This window comes from Marinomonas vaga (assembly GCF_055388305.1).
Genome location: NZ_AP043903.1, coordinates 1,009,240 through 1,027,286 on the forward strand (window position 1 = coordinate 1,009,240; position 18,047 = coordinate 1,027,286).

Genomic DNA, 18,047 nt, shown 5'->3' on the forward strand with positions numbered 1-18,047 from the left:
TTAATTACCGTCAGAGGCCGAATGTTGTTGTAAGTACTGGGCAATGCCGTCGAACTGGAAGCTTTTGTAGAGGGATTCTAACTGTTCCAGATGAGCATCGCTGATTATATGCTGTGCACGGATTTGATCCAGCACGCCACGGACACCTTTTTTGTAGCCCATTTGCGCAAACGCTGTCAGTTCGCGGATACTTTCATGGTCTGGAATCGGCGTCAGATCTGGGCTGTCTGATTCTTGTTCAGGGGCACTGGCCGCCGGATCAAACAAACTCACCCCATGGGCAGCTTCGGTTTCTTGATAGACCCATTCCAATGCCAACCAATGCTGTAATGTATCCAACAGAGCACTGTTTTTCACTGGTTTAACAATGTATTGGTTAAAGGCATTAGCCTCTTCTGGCCCTCGCTGATTCTCTTGGGCATCCGCCGACAGCATGACGATTGGGGCCCCATAGTTTCGCTCCCGCAACACCTTCGCGAGAGTTAAACCATCCATTCCAGGCATGGACACGTCTAAGATGAACAGATCAGGGGAGCAGGTCGCAAGCTCTTCCAAGCAAGCGTTCGCATCCGCTGCCTCAATGACGTTAAATCCTAAAGGCACCAAGATATCCGACAACAGCCCTCGCACCACCGGATCATCGTCTACCACCATGATGGTACGTTGATAACCTCGGTAACTGACGATCCGCTTAGACACACTCGGCAAGGACGTGGGCTGGCTGAGCCACGGCAACATCAAGCTGACTTTGAACTCACTGCCTTCCCCCACTTTAGAATGGGCTTGAAGATCCCCGCCCATGATGTCCGTCAACAGCTTCACTATGGTCAAACCTAATCCGGTACCCGGTAGGTTTGCGGTGCTTACGTCACGTACCCGCTCAAAGGGGTCGAAAATGCGCTGCAGATGCTCCTCTTTGATACCCAATCCAGTATCCCGAATCACAAACTCCGCCACCTGGTTACGATAGTTCACTTCAAACACAACCGAGCCTTTTGGCGTATATTTCACCGCATTTGACAGCAGATTGATCAGAATTTGCCGTAATCTCTTTTCGTCTGTGACCACGTGATTCGGCAAGGGCGCGAGGATTTTCGCTTGAAAGGTGATCCCCTTTTCCCGGGCTTGCATGGCAAACATGCTGTTAAGCTGATCAATCAACTTGGGTAGATCCACGGTGTTGCGATACAGGTCAAAGCGTCCCGCTTCGATCTTAGAAATATCCAATAGCCCTTCGATCAAATCCGCCAAATACATGCCACTGCGCTGAATAATATCCAACCCGTTTTGATGTCCGGAGGGGGTATTTTCCTTTTCCGACAGCAATTGTGCATAACCAATAATGGATTGCAGGGGCGTTCGAAGCTCATGACTAATCCCACTGAGATAGCGGCTCTTGGCTTCGTTGGCATGTTCCGCTTGCTCCTTCGCACTTTGTAGCGCCAAATCGGTTTCTTTATGGGCCTCGATCTCCCGAGTTAGCTTACGGGTTTGTCGATTGGATTCTTTTTGGGCCACCACTCGGCTTTCATGGGCCAACAAAAATAACCATGACAACACTCCAGACACAATCAACAACGTAAAAAACAGCGCCCACATGGCTTCTTGTAGCAACAGGGATTCACTGGGGGTTTCCGGCGCCATCTGACGATAGATCAGCATCATCAAGGCGGCGTTAATGATGTTGATGGAGACCAGCAGGGAAATGAACCGACCAAGTCTTGAACTGAGTGCCTTCACCGTACGTTTAGGCAAAAACAACTTAAGGAAATAGTCGCTCTGCTGGCTAATACTCGCCTGAGGCTTACAGCTATCAAGACAACGCACATCCAAAGAGCAACAAAGAGAACAAATAGGCTGCTGATAGGCGGAACAAAAGCTCATGTCTTCTGCTTCAAAGGGGTTCTCACAAATGCCACAGGTTAAAGTGACCAGACGATTAGGATGTCGCGCTTGCTCAATGGTCAGCAAGGGCACCAGCTCTGGGCTTTGGCGAGCGATGTAGTATTTCCCCTTAGTGATCCAAGCAATCAAGGGCACGCAGACAAAGCAGGCCGCAATGGAAATAAAGTGCGACAAACTCTTCGCCACCTCACCAAACACCCCCAAATAACTAATTAAACCAAGGGTGGTAGCGATCAACATGGAGCCAGTGCCCACAGGGTTGATGTCATACAGGTGCGCCCGCTTGAATTCCACGTAATTGGGGCTCAAACCAAGAGGCTTATTAATCAATAAATCCGCTGACAAGCTCGACAACCAACTCACCGCACTGATGGCAAACACACTCAAGATAGCGCCCAAGGCTTGGTAAATACCCAGTTCCATTAACAACAGGGCAATGGTGACATTAAACACCAACCACACCACGCGGCCGGGATGGGAGTGGGTCAAGCGAGAGAAGAAATTCGACCAAGCAATGGAGCCAGCGTAGGCGTTGGTCAAATTGATTTTCATCTGACAAATGAACACAAACACCGCCGCCAGCATCAAGGCAATGGCTGGGGAAGTGGTCAAAAATAGGAAAATGCGCTGATACAAATAAGTAGGGTCCGTGGCCTGTAGCGCCGTCGCCCCTTCTGAAATAGCCAAATAGGCCAAAAATGACCCCAGCAGCATCTTGATGGCCCCCATAAAGACCCAACCGGGTCCTGCAAGAATCAGCCAAAACCACCACTTTTTACGGTTTTCTGGGGTCTTCTTCGGGAAAAAGCGTAGGTAATCCACTTGTTCGCCGATTTGTGCCATAAGGGCAAATAGTACCGACGCCGCCGCGCCAAATAACACCCAATTGAACCCCGTATCTTGGGGCAAATGGGCTGGGACGTACTCGGTCCAGCCGTAAAAATTTTGGTATTCCTGAGTCACCACCACACCGATGGCGGCAAACTGTAGCACTAGCCAAATCCATTGAGTGCCGTTTTGAAAACGGCTAATTGCCCGAATCCCATGGGTCACAATGGGAATCACAAATAAAGCCGATAAGGCGTAACCAATGGGTAATGGAATGCCCAGCAGCACCTCCAAGGCCGAAGCCAAAATGGCCGCCTCGATGGCAAAAAAGATAAAGGTGAAGGTGGCGTAAATCAGGGACGTGATGGTGGAGCCCAGATAGCCAAAGCCCGCCCCACGGGTCAACAGATCAATGTCTAGGCCATGTTTCGCAGAGTGGTATGCGATGGGAAAACCAGTAATGAAAAACACCGCCAGCACCGTCAGGATAGCCGCTACCGCGTTGGTAAAGCCGTATCCTAATGTAATCACCGCCGCCAAGCCTTCGAGCGCTAAAAATGCCGCCGCGCCTAGGGCCGTGTGCCCCACTCGCTCGATGGTCATGGTATGCCCCTGCTTGGACGTATAGCGTAGGGCATAGTCTTCAAGGGTTTGATCGGCCACCCACTTGTTATAGTGGCGCCGGACTTTAAAAATCTTTTGCGCGGCTGTCATAGCACCTCAATGAACAGTGGGCACACAGGGTTACCCACTGCATTTTATTGGCCTATCTATCGATAGGTTGCCTTTATACGACCGCTTTAGCGGGCGGAATTTCTTTCGCTTCTAACATGCCTTCGGAAACAATGAACTGAATGATGTCATCCAGTCCTTGGGCGGCTTTTAAGTTAGAGAACACAAAGGGACGGGGGCCACGCTGGGCTTTCGCATCTTCGTCCATGACCTCTAAGGATGCCCCCACTAAAGGTGCCAAATCGATCTTGTTGATGATCAGCAGGTCGGATTTAGTAATACCCGGACCACCTTTACGGGGAATCTTATCCCCAGCAGACACATCAATCACATAGATGGTTAGGTCAGACAGCTCTGGGCTAAAGGTCGCACTGAGATTATCACCACCTGACTCCACGAATACCACGTCTAATTCACCATGGCGTTCTAACAGTTGATCAATGGCGGCTAGGTTCATGGAGGCATCTTCACGAATCGCCGTATGGGGACAACCACCGGTCTCCACCCCTATGATGCGATCAGCTTCTAAGGCTTCGTGGCGGGTTAAGAATTTAGCATCTTCTTGGGTATAAATGTCATTGGTTACCACGGCGATGTTGTAATGCTCGCGCATGGCAGAACACAGGGAACGTAGCAAAGCCGTTTTACCTGATCCCACTGGACCACCTACGCCAACGCGCAGTGTTTGTTTTGGTTTACTCATGTTTCCTTCCTCTTTGTATGGGTCAGGCGATCTTCTATGAACGGAATAATCGCGAATATTGAGTTTCATGTAAGCAGCTGGCAATGGCCACCGCAGGTAAGCCTGCGCCAATGTCGTCCTCGTCCAGCTGGTCGGCCAGAGTAATGGCCTCCATTAATACGGGTTGCAGCTTCCCTAATAGTTTTTGCGCTTGAGTTTGCCCAAGAGGCACTAACTTAGTGGCTGCGGCAATTTGATTTTCTAGCCAAGACCAAGCAAATCCTAAGGCAGCAGTGTCATAGTCGATCTGCCAATGTTTTGCCGCAATGGCAAATAACACAACAAAACTGATGTCTTCCAATCGCACAAAAGGCGTGGGGATCTCCAAGCTTCGTAACAGACGTGCTAGGGCTTCTCCCATAGCGGTGTCATTTAGGCGCAGCTCCTTGGTCTCACGGCAGGCCAACACAAGATCGTTTAATTCAACGATGCGACCTTCGTCTTGAGTGCCCCAGGCGTCCATGGCCAAGCGCAACACAGGCAAATCCACTCGAGCTAGGGACTGGGTTAACTGTAAGGCGGTCCAATCCGCCACCTGTTGTTGCTTGGTCACCCAGCCAGTCTCTATGGCGTATTCCATCCCTTGGGAAAAGGCATAACCTCCCACTGGCAAACTCACGCTACTGAGCTGCATGATACGCAGCATGGCCTGATTAGTGGTGGTGATGACCATGGCTATAGGCCCCTGATTCTGGATTAAATACCCCCTGCTCATGGGTGACGACTAGACCAAGGAGGTGCAGCATTTCTTCCAATACGTGGTCTGGTTTAATGCGCAACCAACGCTCTCCCACTTCCACCTTGGTGTGGCGGTTGCCTAGGTGATAACAGGCTTTGGAAAAGGTCGTCCAATCGTCACAGCTAGCGTGGGCGATGTCTTCTGTTGCACCAAGGATTTGAATGGTTTTACCGCACTCAGAGCGTAGATATTCCCCTACTAGTAGAGGCTTACCACGCTCCAAAAACACACGAATGTCTTCGCCGTTTTCGCCGGTTAACTTCAGACGTCCACGTTCCCGTTGTTCATGATCTAAAACCACTGTGGTGTACACCTCATCGTGGCAATGGGTGCCAAGGCGAGTATAAATGTCCAACATATCCAATTCCTTAAAACAGGTTATACAACTGAGCCAAAGGCAGCTGCTCGGCAGGCTCACAGGTCAGTAATTCACCATCGGCGCGCACTTCATAGGTTTGCGGGTCTACCGTGATGTTGGGCATCCAAGCGTTGTGCACCATGTCTGATTTACTGATGTTGCGGGTGTTTTTACAGGCCACCAAGGTACGATCCAAACCCAGCTGTTCCTTAATGCCATTTTTCAATGCGGCTTCTGACACAAAAGTCACAGAGGTAGCGGCACTGGCTTTACCAAAGGAGCCAAACATAGGACGGTAATGCACAGGTTGCGGCGTAGGAATGGAAGCATTCGGGTCACCCATGGGAGCGCTGGCGATCATGCCACCTTTGATGATCATGGAAGGTTTCACCGCGAAGAATGCAGGCTTCCACAAAACCAGATCCGCCAGTTTGCCCGGCTCAATAGAGCCTATTTCATGGCTCACCCCGTGGGCGATGGCAGGGTTGATGGTGTATTTGGCGATGTAGCGTTTAGCGCGGAAGTTGTCGGCACCGATTGTCACATCTTCTGGCAGTAGGCCAAATTGCTGCTTCATCTTATGGGCCGTTTGCCAAGTACGGGTCACCACTTCCCCCACTCGCCCCATGGCTTGGGAATCTGATGAGATCATGGAGAAGGCACCACGATCGTGGAAAATGTCTTCTGCTGCGATGGTTTCCTTACGAATACGTGAATCCGCAAAGGCAACGTCTTCAGGGATATTGCTGTCTAAGTGGTGACACACCATCAACATATCCAAATGCTCATCCACCGTGTTGTGAGTGTAAGGACGGGTTGGGTTGGTGGACGATGGTAAAACGTTTGGATGACCCGCTGCACGGATGATATCCGGTGCGTGACCACCGCCAGCACCCTCAGTATGGTAAGTGTGGATCACTCGATCTTTGAAGGCGTTCAGGGTGCTGTCCACAAACCCCGACTCGTTTAGGGTATCCGTATGGATCGCCACCTGAACGTCGTATTTCTCCGCAACGGACAAACAGCAGTCGATGGACGCTGGTGTGGTGCCCCAGTCTTCATGGAGTTTTAAACCACAGGCCCCGGCTTCTAATTGCTCTTCCAAGGCTTCCGGCAGGCTGGCGTTACCCTTTCCTAGGAAGCCTAAGTTCATAGGCATGCTGTCGGTGGCCTGCATCATCTTACCCAGATACCAAGGACCAGAGGTACAAGTGGTTGCATTGGTGCCTGTGGCTGGCCCTGTGCCGCCACCAATCATGGTGGTGACCCCTGAGGTTAGGGCTTCTTCAATTTGCTGTGGGCAGATAAAGTGAATGTGAGCATCGATGCCACCCGCGGTCAGAATCGAGCCTTCACCGGCGATGACTTCCGTGCCCGGCCCTACCACGATGTCCACGTTATCTTGTACGTCTGGGTTACCGGCTTTGCCCACTTTGAAAATGCGGCCATTCTTAACGCCCACATCCCCTTTAACAATCCCCCAGTGATCCAGCACCAAGGCATTGGTAATCACTAGGTCGACGGCCACGTCGTTGGTGAGCTGACTTTGCCCCATGCCATCACGAATTACCTTGCCGCCACCGAATTTCACTTCGTCTCCGTAGGTGGTGAAATCCTTCTCCACTTGAATCCAAAGATCTGTGTCCCCCAAGCGCACTCGGTCACCAGTGGTCGGGCCAAACATCTGTGCATAGCTGTGTCTGTCCATCGTTGCCATTAGCCTTCTCCCTCTGTTAAGCGACCCATGACATCACCACGGAAGCCATAAATGGTCTTTGTACCGGCGTATTCCACCAGCTCCACCTCACGACCTTGGCCGGGCTCAAAGCGTACAGCGGTGCCAGAGGCAATGTTCAGGCGGTAGCCTTTTGCTTGCTCTCGCTCAAATACTAACGCGGGGTTAACCTCGTAAAAGTGGTAATGGGAGCCGATCTGCACCGGACGGTCGCCGGTGTTTTCTACTCGTAATGTGAGGGTCTTGCGGCCTTCGTTTAAATTGATCACACCGTCAGCGACCTGAATTTCTCCTGGAATCATGTTGCCTCCTGCTTAGTTGATCGGATTATGAACGGTGACTAGCTTAGTGCCGTCAGGAAAGGTCGCTTCCACTTGAACCTCGTGGATCAAGTCTGCCACCCCGTCCATGACTTGCTCGGCACTGAGCAAGGTTTTACCAAAGGCCATCAGCTCCGCTACGGTTTTGCCATCTCGAGCACCTTCGATGATTTCCATGGTGATGTAGGCCATGGCTTCTGGGTAGTTCAGCTTCAAACCTCGATTCAAACGGCGCTCCGCCAACAGTGCCGCGGTAAAAACCAGCAGCTTATCTTTTTCTCTTGGTAGTAATTCCATGGTGTCACCTTTTTAGGTCGCAATAGGTTTAATCAATGTCTCAGACGCAGAATCAAGTGGCCCAAATACGCGGGGCGCAGGCGTCTTTTGCTAACAGTTCTGGGCGCAACACACCCCAGCACTGGGTAAACAGTCGTTTCATTTTTTCGCTGTCATGGCTGAGGCTGCGCACCACGACAAATTCATCTACTAGGGTCACCCCTGATACACCGTCTGCGTCTCGGCACAGCTGACGTAAACGCTCTAAAGCATCGTCATCAAACGCAGTAAACGGCCCAGCCAACATCAAGCCATTCACAGGACACCCTTGTAATCCGGCTTGTCCACCCATGAGGGTCTGACTCTGAGCATCCACCCGCAACCGCTCTCGCAATCGCAAACGGCCATCCACACGAATCTGAAAACTCTGGTCAGCATGGCCAACACCAAAATCCAGCTGATTCGCTGGCAGCCCAAAGCAGGTGATTTCCCAGCCGATAAAGCGGCCATTGGCGGATAATTCGATCTGGTTACGTAAACGGGTATTGGCGTCAGGGTAGAGGATGGTTTCTTGAGGGAGCCATTCCATGATGGCGTCCTTGGGAACGTTCAGGCGGGTCGTTTGGCACTGTAACGTACGATCGGGGCGAGCCTTGTAGACCCGCCCCGCTCCGGGGGTGGTGATTAATACATGGGTGTCGGGGGCTTGGTTTGATTCGATCACCAGCTCATCCCCAGACACTAAACCGCCCGGAGGATGAAGCAAATAGATGTGTGCGGTATCTGGCCCTTCTGGATAGAAGGGCTTTTGCACATATAAGGGACCTTTGTGATCGCAGGTTTTTAATACTGTGCCCCGAGCCGTTTTGGTAAAACCTAGGGTTAGGTAGGCTTGCCATTGGCTCCCTTGGGGTGGGCGCTCGTCAGCGCTGACCTTTGGGGTCACAGCTTCACTCACTAGACTCATGTCACTCCTTAGTCTGCAGGATTCAATACCTTGGGGTTACACCGCAAGGTATTGTTTAATCAGCTCGTCGTTGAGATTTTCCATCTTGTCAGCCGCCACAATACGACCTTTTTCCATTAAGCGGAACTCTTTCCCCACACGACGGGCGAAGCCAAGCTTCTGCTCAATCAAGATAACCGTCAGGCCTTCCTCTTCGTTGAGCTTCAAAATGACGTCCCCAATTTGCTTCACGATATTCGGTTGAATCCCTTCATTGGGCTCGTCCAAGATCAGTACTTTAGGCTCTAACACAAGGGCGCGACCAATGGCCAACTGCTGTTGTTGACCACCCGATAAGTCGCCGCCACGACGATGGAGCATTTCTTTCAGTACCGGAAACAGCTCAAAAATTTTCTCCGGGATCTCTTTGCTTTTGCGCACTGGCAAACCAATACGTAGGTTTTCTTCCACCGTCAGCATAGGGAAGATGTCGCGACCTTGGGGCACATAGCCAATGCCTGCGTAGGCGCGGCGTTCGGCGCTTTGCTTATGGAGCGCTTCATCACCCATGGTGATCTCACCTTTTTGGATTGGCAACAGGCCCATAATAGCCTTCATCAGGGTGGTTTTACCCACTCCGTTGCGCCCCATGATGCAGGTAATGGAACCCGGCACTATATCTAAGTTCAAATCCCAAAGAATTTGCGTACCGCCGTAAAGCTGGCTGACGTTATTAATCGAAATCATGTTTAAGCCTCCGCCGCTTCTTCGCCAAGGTACACTTCGATGACGTCCTTGTTGTTTTGAATTTGATCCATGGTGCCTTCTGCTAAGACGGAACCTTGGTGCAATACTGTTACTGTGCGGGCAATGCTGCGAACAAATTCCATATCATGCTCCACCACAATAACGGTGCGCTCCCCAGCCAAAGACGTGAGCAACTCGGCGGTGCGTTCCGTCTCCTGAGCCGTCATGCCCGCCACCGGTTCGTCGATCAATAACAACCTAGGATCTGATACAAGGAGCATGCCAATCTCCAGCCATTGCTTTTGTCCATGGGACAAGGCACCAGCCTTCATAAAGCGTTGATCTTTAAGGCCAATTATCTTCAGCACTTCATCAATCCGATCAATTTCACTAGGAGATAAACGGGCAAACAAAGTCTGAATCACACGCTTGTCGGTCTTCAGGGACAACTCTAAATTGTCGAACACGGTTTGTTCTTCAAACACCGTAGGTTTTTGGAATTTACGTCCAATCCCCAACTGGGCAATGTCCGCTTCGTCCTTGGTCAGTAGATTGTGGGTCTGACCAAAATAGACGGTGCCTGAGTCACATTGGGTTTTACCTGTAATCACGTCCATTAGGGTGGTTTTACCGGCGCCATTGGCACCGATCAAACAACGCAATTCCCCATCTTTTACGTACAGGTTCAGGTCATTTAGAGCCTTAAAACCGTCGAAGCTCAGATTTAAGCCTTCCACATAGAGAATCATCTGATTCGAGACATCCACCTTAGCGGCTTGCTCCGGCGCTAAAAATGGCCACACTTGGTCACGGCGAAAAGTCTCTCGCAGGCCTTGAATGGATTGATCTAATGCACTCATGATTGCACCTCCTGACCGCTGGGTTGACGACGTTTAGACTTCAGCTGGCCGTACAAGCCGACCAGACCTTTTGGTAGGAACAAGGTCACCAAGACAAACAGAGCCCCCAGTGCAAATAACCAGCCGTCTGGCATGATGGCGGTAAAACGTGTTTTCGCATAATTCACTAACAGGGCACCAACGATGGCGCCGATCAAGGTGCCACGACCGCCAACAGCTACCCAAATCACCACTTCAATGGAGTTGATCGGAGAGAACTCACCTGGGTTAATGATGCCCACCTGAGGTACGTATAACGCCCCAGCCACCCCAGCAATCACAGCGGAGTAAACAAACAACCATACTTTGTAGCGCTCCGTGCGATAGCCGATAAAGCGAGTACGTGCTTCGGCATCACGAACCGCCAAGGTCACCTTACCCAAACGGGACGAAAGAATACGCTGACTGACCACCAAGATGAGGGCCAGCATCAAGGCCGTGATCACAAATAAGGACACACGGGTGCTGTCTGCCTGCAAGTCGAAGCCAATGATTTCTTTAAAATCCGTCAGACCATTATTGCCACCAAAGCCCATTTCGTTACGGAAGAAGGCCAACAAGAGCGCATAGGTCAGGGCTTGAGTCATGATCGACAAATACACCCCAGTCACACGGGAGCGGAACGCCAACCAGCCAAACACAAAGGCCAATAACCCCGGCACTACCACCGCCATGATCATGGCGAACCAAAACTGATCCATCCCCAGCCAAAACCAAGGCAACTCCTGCCAGTCCAAGAACACCATGAAGTCAGGCAACACCGGGTGACCATATACACCACGGTCACCGATCTGGCGCATCAGGTACATACCCATGGCGTAACCACCCAAGGCAAAGAACGCCCCGTGGCCCAAACTCAAGATGCCGCAGTAGCCCCAGATGATGTCCACTGCAAGAGCCAGCATGGCGTAGCACAAATACTTGCCCAACAAGGTAATGCTGTAGGTACTGACGTACAGAGGCGAATCCGGCGGCAGCAATAGGTTTGCCCCCGAAGCCAACACAGTAATCGCCAGCAATAGAATCACGAATGGCAGGGTGTACTTGCCTGATGAGCGACCTTCTGAGAACCACTTGATCACCTTGCTCATTCTGCTGCCCTCCCTTTTTGTGGAAACAGCCCTTTAGGACGTTTTTGAATAAATAGGATGATGAACACCAGCACCAAGATCGCAGCCAACACAGCCCCAGTGGTGGGTTCCAAGAATTTCGTTGCGATACCTAAAGTGAACGCTGCCACCAAGGTGCCAAGCAGATTGCCCACACCGCCGAACACCACCACCATGAAGGAATCAATGATGTAGGCTTGGCCCAAGTTTGGCCCTACGTTGGTTAGCTGGGACAAGGCCACACCGGCAATACCAGCAATGCCAGAACCAAGACCAAACGTCATGGCATCGACCCATTCGGTTTTGACCCCCATGGCTTTTGCCATGCTGCGGTTTTGGGACACGGCACGCACATTTAGGCCCAAGGAGCTTTTCTTCAAAATGAGCACCAAGGCGATGAATACCAAGAGCGCAAACGCCAAGATATACAAACGGTTAAGGGTGAGGGACAGCACTGGGTTGATGTCCCATGAGCCGCTCATCCAGCTTGGTGCAGAAACCTGACGGTTAAGGGGAGAGAAAATCGTACGCACCAACTGTTGTAAGATCAGACTGATACCAAAGGTCGCCAGTAGCGTTTCCAAAGGGCGGCCATGCAAACGACAAATCACAAGACGCTCGATCAATACGCCCATTAAGCCCGATACCAAGAATGCCGCCGGGATCGCGACGATAATGGAGTAATCGATGTAATTCGGCATCAACAACTGCACCACATAAGTCGTGTAAGCCCCCAGCATGATCATCTCCCCGTGGGCCATATTGATTACGCCCATCACACCAAAGGTGATCGCCAAGCCAATGGACGCCAGCAAGAGCACAGAGCCAAGGCTTAAACCGAAGAACAACTGATCCACCAAGGCGTAGCGCTCTACCTGCTGATTAATGCTGACCAAGGCCTTTTCTGCGGCGCTGGCAATGGCGGGAGCCGGATCGTTTTGCAAACGAACAAGGACGTTACGCACGTCATTTTCTAGGCTGTCCCCAAGACGCTCAATGGCATCCAAACGCACGCTGACAGAGTTATCCGATTGCTGGGCGATGTACATGGAAAGCGCCGTGCTCATCATGTCTTTTACATCGCTGTTGGTTTCCTCAGGGTATAACGATTCCAAGGTTGCGAAGGTGTCATCATCTAACTCGGTGAGCAATGCGCGAACTGCCCCTTCGCGCACCCCAGCGTCTTTAGACGTCAACTGAATACGTGCGATCACACCTCGTAATAGGCCTCGCAGCTTGTTGTTTACTTTGATTTTTCTGACATCACGACTGGTCAAAGTGGCAATCGTTTCAGCCGTAAAAGGATCTTGATAGGTGTCTTCGCCTTTGACTTCCACCTCCACGACTAATCGACCTTGGTCGCGGGTATAATGAAGATCACCTTCCAGCCAAGCGCGAAACACGGGCAGCAATTCTTCACCACCGGCGGTCTCCAGCTGCTCGACCATATCAGGCATTTTGGATAATTTGGCTTCGGTTAGATCTTGCAACAAGCCTTGTGTGGTCGGCGTCAGGGCCGCTGCGGTGTTGCAAAACACACTTAAGAAGAGAAACAGAGAGATAAGAACTTTCAAGGTCATTCTCCAGGATTGATCAAATTTAGGCAGTCGAAAAAAGGCTCCTTGAATCTCAAGGAGCCAAGTTTTAACCCTGGGAGGCAGTCAGATTAGTAGTTCTGACCAGAACAGGTTTTCGTTTTGGTGTTGTAGTTGCCACACTTGATCGGAGCCGTCCAATCGGCAATCAGATCTTTAGAGCCAGGCAAGAAGTCAGACCAAGCGTCACCTGCCACCACACCGTCAGTTTCCCAAACCGTTTCAAACTGACCGTCGTCTTGAATCTCGCCAATCAGTACTGGCTTGCTCAAGTGATGGTTTTTGTTCATCACGGCGATACCGCCAGTTAGGTTAGGGGTTTCTTGACCGATCATGGCTTGCTCAACCGCATCCACGTCTGTTGTACCCGCTTCTGTTACCGCATTTACCCACATGTTAAAGCCGATGTAAGTGGCTTCCATTGGGTCGTTACTTACGCGCTCTGGGTTCTTAGTGAAAGCTTGCCACTTAGTGATGAACTCTTCGTTTTCATCGGTTTCAACACTTTGGAAGTAGTTCCAAGCAGCCAAGTGACCTACCAATGGTTCAGTATCCAAACCAGACAACTCTTCTTCACCTACAGAGAAGGCCACCACAGGAATGTCTTCAGAGGAAATACCTTGGTTACCTAGCTCTTTGTAGAAAGGCACGTTAGCGTCACCGTTGATGGTCGATACCACAGCAGTTTTCTTGCCTTCGCTACCGAACTTAGAAATATCCGATACGATAGACTGCCAATCAGAATGACCAAATGGCGTGTAGTTGATCATGATGTCTTCGTCCGCCACACCCATATCTTTTAGGTAAGCTTCTAGAATCTTGTTCGTAGTACGTGGGTACACGTAATCAGTTCCCGCCAATACCCAACGCTCAACACCCAATTCATCTTTCAAGTAGTTAACCGCTGGGATTGCTTGTTGGTTCGGCGCAGCGCCTGTGTAAAACACGTTTTTGGACGACTCTTCCCCTTCGTACTGAACGGGGTAAAACATCAAACCATTTAACTCTTCGATTACTGGCAATACGGACTTACGAGAGACCGATGTCCAGCCACCGAAAATGACGTCTACGTCGTTTTCAGTCAGTAGCTCACGAGCTTTTTCTGCAAACAAAGGCCAGTTAGACGCAGGGTCAACAACAACTGCTTCTAACTTTTTGCCTAGCAAGCCGCCTTTTTTGTTTTGCTCGTCCACCATCATCAACACAGTGTCTTTTAGAGTTGTTTCAGAAATCGCCATGGTGCCTGACAAAGAGTGCAGCACGCCGACTTTGATGGTATCGGCTGCCATAGAAGGCAGAGCGATGAGCGTTGCACCAGACAGTGCAATCGCAGAAGCAATCGTCTTGAGTTTCATGATTTAAGTCGTCCTATGTGATTTTTGATTTTATGAGCCGATCAGCAAGTGGCAGGTAGAACACCTACCACTTCATAACCAGTTCACTCAGTATTCAAAAATCACATGGAAAACGGTATGCGCTAAACACCCTAGTGATATACGTCATTTGACGTAGTGGCGTCTGTTACACCCACCAGTGCCCAAGCAACGCGATGATAGGAAGTGTGATTAAGGTACGCAGAATGAAGATAACCGCCAGTTCAACAAAATTCAGAGGAATCTTAGATTTCATCAGCAGCAAACCGACTTCTGACATGTAAATAAGCTGAGTCATGGAGACACCGGCGATCACAAATCGTGTTAATTCACTCTCGATACCCTTGCCAACAATAGCGGGCAAGAACATATCCGCGAAACCAACTAAAAACGCAGGTGCAGCCTTAGCGGCCTCAGGAATTTGCAGCAAATCAAGCAGTGGAATAATAGGCTTCGACAACCACACAAAAATTTGAGTGTACTCGGTCAACGCCATCGCAATGGTGCCAATCGCCATCACCAGAGGCAGCAAGCCAAACCAGATATCAGCCACATTATGCAGACCCATTTTCACCACTTGCCCAGCTTTAGGCGCCTTGCTAGCCCGAGCTACTGCTTGATGAAGCCCCCACCTAAACAGAGAAATATCCCCATGATTGTCTTCTGTCAGTTGCTTACCCACTCCTTCAACGTATTCGTCTTTTTTCCAGCACAAGGGCGGTAGCCTTGGGGTAATAATCGCTGCAATCAAACCGGCAATTAAAACTGAAGCATAAAATTCAATAAATAGGTGATCGATACCAATAAAGCTAGCAACCACCAAGCTGAATGCGATGGAAGCAATAGAAAAATTCGTGGCAATGACGGCGGATTCTCGCTTTGAGTAAAATCCCCCTTCATACTGTTGCGTAGTAATCAGAACACCAACCGTCCCAGAGCCAATCCAAGACGCTACCGCATCAATAGATGAACGCCCTGGCAGGCGAAAAATTGTCCTAAAAACATTACGTACCAAAGTCCCTACAAATTCCATTAAGCCAAAATCGACTAATAAGGGCAGCAACAATGATGCAAAAAAGAAAAAGGTAATTAAGGCAGGAGCCAAGTCGTATAAAACAACGCCACCAGTATTGCGATCCCAAATCCACTCAGGCCCTACTTCTTGCCAAGTACAGATCACAAATACTGCACCTAATACCCGTAGCAGTAACCATGGCAAACTTACCTTAAAAATTGATTGAAGAGCCTTTTTCTTCGGGGAAATGAAAAGAGAAAACACCACTGATAGCACGGCAGAAAAACTGAGCAAGAACACAGTAATACCAGGCAAATAATCCTTAAGCACAAGCTTAAAGTAATCGGAGATAACCCCCATACCAATGGTCACTTTGCCATCAATGAAAATGGGGACTAAAAAAAATAGCGCCCCGATAAGAGAGGGAATAATAAATTTCAAATAATCTGATTGGGTAAAGCAACGATTACCATCATCCTGATCACCCAAAACCACCTGCCCTGCTTCCAAGGTATCTTTATTCTGGCTCATATTTGTTCCTGCTTTATATTATTGTATATGACATTTTTTCGCCTCGTCAGCCACTGAATCAATATCTGCGAGATCTAGTTTTAAAGTGCTTGGCGCTCAGGCTTCATGGTCTGGGAGGACGCTAAAAACACGCTGAAGAAAGCACCTGAACGCCTAGCATAAGACTTTGATTTTTATAACTTATCTGTATGCCACACCGGGCAATACGCAGAGCATTTCGTAGAGCAAGCTGGGAGGTGTTGCCACTCACGTCGTAAGGAGGAGACACTTCCACTAGGTCACCACCAACGATGTTCAATCCTTTACAACCACGGACGATTTCCAACGCTTGGATCGAAGTCAAACCACCCACTTCTGGAGTACCTGTACCCGGTGCCCAAGCAGGGTCGATGCCGTCGATATCAAAGGAAATGTAGATCGGTGTATCTCCCACTTTTTCGCGGATTTCCGCCATCAGCGGCGCTAGGGATTTGTGCCAGCAGTCTTCTGCGGTATACAAGGTAAAGCCCTGCTGGGTTCCCCATTTAAAGTCTTCTGAGGAGTAGCCTTGGGCGCGCTGACCAATCTGGAACACGCGGTCACAGTCCAGCAAGCCTTCTTCCACTGCACGACGGAAGGTGGTGCCATGGGCGATCTTCTCACCAAACATGTTGTCATTGGTGTCCGTATGGGCATCGATGTGGATCAAGGCCACAGGGCCATGTTTCTCTTTGATAGCACGCAAGATAGGGAGCGTCAGAGTGTGATCACCGCCCAACGTCAGAGGGATCAGTGAGTATTGGTTTAGAGCTTTGTAATACTGCTCAATGATGTCCACAGACTTCAGCAGGTTATAGGTGTTGATCGGCACATCACCGATGTCTGCCACCGAAAGGGCATCAAATGGTGCTGCCCCCGTCGCCATGTTGTAAGGGCGAATCATCACAGATTCGGCGCGAATCTGGCGGGGACCGTAACGCGTTCCCGCACGCTGGGAAGTACCCACGTCCAGCGGGATGCCGATAAAGGCCGCATCCAAGCCTTCTAAGTTTTCGACAAATGGCAGACGCATCATGGTGGCACGGCCGGCGAAACGCGGTACGTCGTTGCCACTCTGCGGTTGATGGAAGATTTTGTCCATAGAACGTTAACCTTAATTCTTTTATTCGTGACTGGTTTTTTAATCTGGCTTAAATCAATATTGTTAAAATAAATATTCGAATTAAATAGAAGATTAGAAATAGTTACTTCATGAATTACTGAAGTATTAAAACCGTTAGAGTCATACCCTTATGAAGAACAAAAGAGTCAACATCCGTCTGCTAGAAGTGTTTGTGTCCGTAGTACGTCACCAGGGCTATTCCGGTGCGCAACAGGACTTAAACCTGACAACCTCAGCCATCAGCAACTACATGAGTGAACTAGAAGAGCATGTGGGGTTTGTATTATGTCGACGAGGGCGATCAGGCTTTATGCTGACGGAAAAAGGCCAAAAGTATCTGCAATATGTGGAGACCTTTTTAGAAGAATTCGACGTTTTAGAGAAAGCTTCTCTGGCTTTGGACGGCAATGAAATAGGCACTTTCAATCTTGCCATACTAGACGCCACAGTGATGGATAAAACCCTAAACATCCCAGAAATCATTGGCGCGTTTCACGATACCTTCCCCGCCATGCAGTTAAATCTCTTGATTCGCAGCCCCCATGAATTAGCACAAGGGGTACTGGATGAGCGCTTTGATGCGGCCATTGGCACCTTCCCTTCCAAGGTGAACAACCTTGTGGACATGCCTCTTTACAAGGAACAACATTGGCTCTATTGCAGCGATCAGCACCCCCTGTTTAACAGTCAGATGCCCGCCATTGAAGAAATCAAAAACTACGGCGTTGTCAGTCGCAGTTATTGGAAAAGTTCCGATTTGCGCAAACGGGGTTTCGGCTACAGCACCGCCACCGTTGATACCATGGAAGCGCAACTGGCGCTGATCTTGTCAGGCCGTTACGTTGGCTATTTGCCGGAACATTATGCGGAGCAATACATGAAGCAAAACCTGCTTAAGCCTATTAATCCCAGCGTTTTCGGCTTCCAAGCGCCATTTTCGCTAGTCTTTAAACGAGGGCGATCAAGGGACGTGGCCATCAAAAAGCTTCGTGATTTGACCCTTAACCACAGTCGCTCCAAATCAGGCCAACCAAAACATTAGGTAAACCTAATAAA

The 18,047-nt window shown here is 49.9% G+C and carries 15 protein-coding genes and 1 pseudogene; 1 reads left to right on the top strand and 15 read right to left on the bottom strand.

The features are described 5' to 3' along the window. From ACZ5DR_RS04750 to speB, 15 genes and pseudogenes are all read right to left on the bottom strand, one after another. Nucleotides 1–3,447, bottom strand: coding sequence for a hybrid sensor histidine kinase/response regulator (locus tag ACZ5DR_RS04750; protein ID WP_377366272.1), 3,447 nt, complete (start codon nucleotides 3,445–3,447; stop codon nucleotides 1–3). Nucleotides 3,448–3,520: 73 nt separating this feature from the next. Further along, nucleotides 3,521–4,168 carry an urease accessory protein UreG gene (gene ureG / locus ACZ5DR_RS04755; RefSeq protein ID WP_377366271.1) on the bottom strand — a complete coding sequence of 216 codons (648 nt, stop codon included), beginning with the start codon at nucleotides 4,166–4,168 and terminating at the stop codon, nucleotides 3,521–3,523. A gap of 34 nt (nucleotides 4,169–4,202) precedes the next feature. Further along, a complete protein-coding gene (locus ACZ5DR_RS04760; protein ID WP_377366270.1) occupies nucleotides 4,203–4,880 on the bottom strand; it encodes an urease accessory protein UreF in 678 nt (225 codons plus the stop codon). After that, nucleotides 4,861–5,304 carry an urease accessory protein UreE gene (gene ureE / locus ACZ5DR_RS04765; RefSeq protein ID WP_377366269.1) on the bottom strand — a complete coding sequence of 148 codons (444 nt, stop codon included), beginning with the start codon at nucleotides 5,302–5,304 and terminating at the stop codon, nucleotides 4,861–4,863. Before ureE ends, ACZ5DR_RS04760 begins: the two co-directional genes overlap by 20 nt. A 10-nt stretch (nucleotides 5,305–5,314) precedes the next feature. Then, on the bottom strand, nucleotides 5,315–7,021 hold the full coding sequence (gene ureC, locus ACZ5DR_RS04770) for an urease subunit alpha (RefSeq protein ID WP_377366268.1): 1,707 nt from the start codon (nucleotides 7,019–7,021) through the stop codon (nucleotides 5,315–5,317). Continuing rightward, complete coding sequence (locus tag ACZ5DR_RS04775; protein WP_377366267.1) at nucleotides 7,021–7,341, bottom strand: urease subunit beta; 321 nt, start codon at nucleotides 7,339–7,341, stop codon at nucleotides 7,021–7,023. Before ACZ5DR_RS04775 ends, ureC begins: the two co-directional genes overlap by 1 nt. Nucleotides 7,342–7,353: 12 nt before the next feature. Continuing rightward, on the bottom strand, nucleotides 7,354–7,656 hold the full coding sequence (locus ACZ5DR_RS04780; RefSeq protein ID WP_055463059.1) for an urease subunit gamma: 303 nt from the start codon (nucleotides 7,654–7,656) through the stop codon (nucleotides 7,354–7,356). Nucleotides 7,657–7,708: 52 nt separating this feature from the next. Next, nucleotides 7,709–8,602, bottom strand: coding sequence for an urease accessory protein UreD (locus ACZ5DR_RS04785; protein WP_377366266.1), 894 nt, complete (start codon nucleotides 8,600–8,602; stop codon nucleotides 7,709–7,711). Between the two features lie 36 nt (nucleotides 8,603–8,638). Then, nucleotides 8,639–9,328 carry an urea ABC transporter ATP-binding subunit UrtE gene (gene urtE, locus ACZ5DR_RS04790; protein WP_377366265.1) on the bottom strand — a complete coding sequence of 230 codons (690 nt, stop codon included), beginning with the start codon at nucleotides 9,326–9,328 and terminating at the stop codon, nucleotides 8,639–8,641. A 2-nt stretch (nucleotides 9,329–9,330) separates the two neighbouring features. Further along, complete coding sequence (gene urtD / locus ACZ5DR_RS04795) at nucleotides 9,331–10,188, bottom strand: urea ABC transporter ATP-binding protein UrtD (protein WP_377366264.1); 858 nt, start codon at nucleotides 10,186–10,188, stop codon at nucleotides 9,331–9,333. Continuing rightward, nucleotides 10,185–11,318 (bottom strand): urea ABC transporter permease subunit UrtC, encoded by a 1,134-nt coding sequence (gene urtC, locus ACZ5DR_RS04800; protein ID WP_377366263.1) that lies wholly within the window; start codon nucleotides 11,316–11,318, stop codon nucleotides 10,185–10,187. Before urtC ends, urtD begins: the two co-directional genes overlap by 4 nt. After that, nucleotides 11,315–12,916 (bottom strand): urea ABC transporter permease subunit UrtB, encoded by a 1,602-nt coding sequence (gene urtB / locus ACZ5DR_RS04805; protein ID WP_464543872.1) that lies wholly within the window; start codon nucleotides 12,914–12,916, stop codon nucleotides 11,315–11,317. Before urtB ends, urtC begins: the two co-directional genes overlap by 4 nt. Before the next feature lie 86 nt (nucleotides 12,917–13,002). Further along, nucleotides 13,003–14,286: an urea ABC transporter substrate-binding protein gene (gene urtA / locus ACZ5DR_RS04810; protein WP_377366261.1), complete on the bottom strand. Its 1,284-nt coding sequence runs from the start codon at nucleotides 14,284–14,286 to the stop codon at nucleotides 13,003–13,005. 166 nt (nucleotides 14,287–14,452) lie between these two features. Then, nucleotides 14,453–15,850: a YjiH family protein gene (locus tag ACZ5DR_RS04815; protein ID WP_377366260.1), complete on the bottom strand. Its 1,398-nt coding sequence runs from the start codon at nucleotides 15,848–15,850 to the stop codon at nucleotides 14,453–14,455. A 180-nt stretch (nucleotides 15,851–16,030) separates the two neighbouring features. Next, nucleotides 16,031–16,970: pseudogene (gene speB / locus ACZ5DR_RS04820) on the bottom strand (agmatinase). Nucleotides 16,971–17,121: 151 nt separating this feature from the next. Here speB and ACZ5DR_RS04825 point away from each other — a divergent pair. Beyond that, nucleotides 17,122–18,033 carry a LysR family transcriptional regulator gene (locus ACZ5DR_RS04825; RefSeq protein WP_377366258.1) on the top strand — a complete coding sequence of 304 codons (912 nt, stop codon included), beginning with the start codon at nucleotides 17,122–17,124 and terminating at the stop codon, nucleotides 18,031–18,033. The last annotated feature ends 14 nt before the right edge of the window (nucleotides 18,034–18,047 follow it).

Excerpts from the sequence above, each read along its gene's own strand:
- ACZ5DR_RS04750 (WP_377366272.1), bottom strand. The coding sequence starts at position 3,447 with ATGACAGCCGCGCAAAAGATTTTTAAAGTCCGGCGCCACTATAACAAG.
- ureG (WP_377366271.1), bottom strand. The coding sequence starts at position 4,168 with ATGAGTAAACCAAAACAAACACTGCGCGTTGGCGTAGGTGGTCCAGTG.
- ACZ5DR_RS04760 (WP_377366270.1), bottom strand. The coding sequence starts at position 4,880 with ATGGTCATCACCACCACTAATCAGGCCATGCTGCGTATCATGCAGCTC.
- ureE (WP_377366269.1), bottom strand. The coding sequence starts at position 5,304 with ATGTTGGACATTTATACTCGCCTTGGCACCCATTGCCACGATGAGGTG.
- ureC (WP_377366268.1), bottom strand. The coding sequence starts at position 7,021 with ATGGCAACGATGGACAGACACAGCTATGCACAGATGTTTGGCCCGACC.
- ACZ5DR_RS04775 (WP_377366267.1), bottom strand. The coding sequence starts at position 7,341 with ATGATTCCAGGAGAAATTCAGGTCGCTGACGGTGTGATCAATTTAAAC.
- ACZ5DR_RS04780 (WP_055463059.1), bottom strand. The coding sequence starts at position 7,656 with ATGGAATTACTACCAAGAGAAAAAGATAAGCTGCTGGTTTTTACCGCG.
- ACZ5DR_RS04785 (WP_377366266.1), bottom strand. The coding sequence starts at position 8,602 with ATGAGTCTAGTGAGTGAAGCTGTGACCCCAAAGGTCAGCGCTGACGAG.
- urtE (WP_377366265.1), bottom strand. The coding sequence starts at position 9,328 with ATGATTTCGATTAATAACGTCAGCCAGCTTTACGGCGGTACGCAAATT.
- urtD (WP_377366264.1), bottom strand. The coding sequence starts at position 10,188 with ATGAGTGCATTAGATCAATCCATTCAAGGCCTGCGAGAGACTTTTCGC.
- urtC (WP_377366263.1), bottom strand. The coding sequence starts at position 11,318 with ATGAGCAAGGTGATCAAGTGGTTCTCAGAAGGTCGCTCATCAGGCAAG.
- urtB (WP_464543872.1), bottom strand. The coding sequence starts at position 12,916 with ATGACCTTGAAAGTTCTTATCTCTCTGTTTCTCTTCTTAAGTGTGTTT.
- urtA (WP_377366261.1), bottom strand. The coding sequence starts at position 14,286 with ATGAAACTCAAGACGATTGCTTCTGCGATTGCACTGTCTGGTGCAACG.
- ACZ5DR_RS04815 (WP_377366260.1), bottom strand. The coding sequence starts at position 15,850 with ATGAGCCAGAATAAAGATACCTTGGAAGCAGGGCAGGTGGTTTTGGGT.
- ACZ5DR_RS04825 (WP_377366258.1), top strand. The coding sequence starts at position 17,122 with ATGAAGAACAAAAGAGTCAACATCCGTCTGCTAGAAGTGTTTGTGTCC.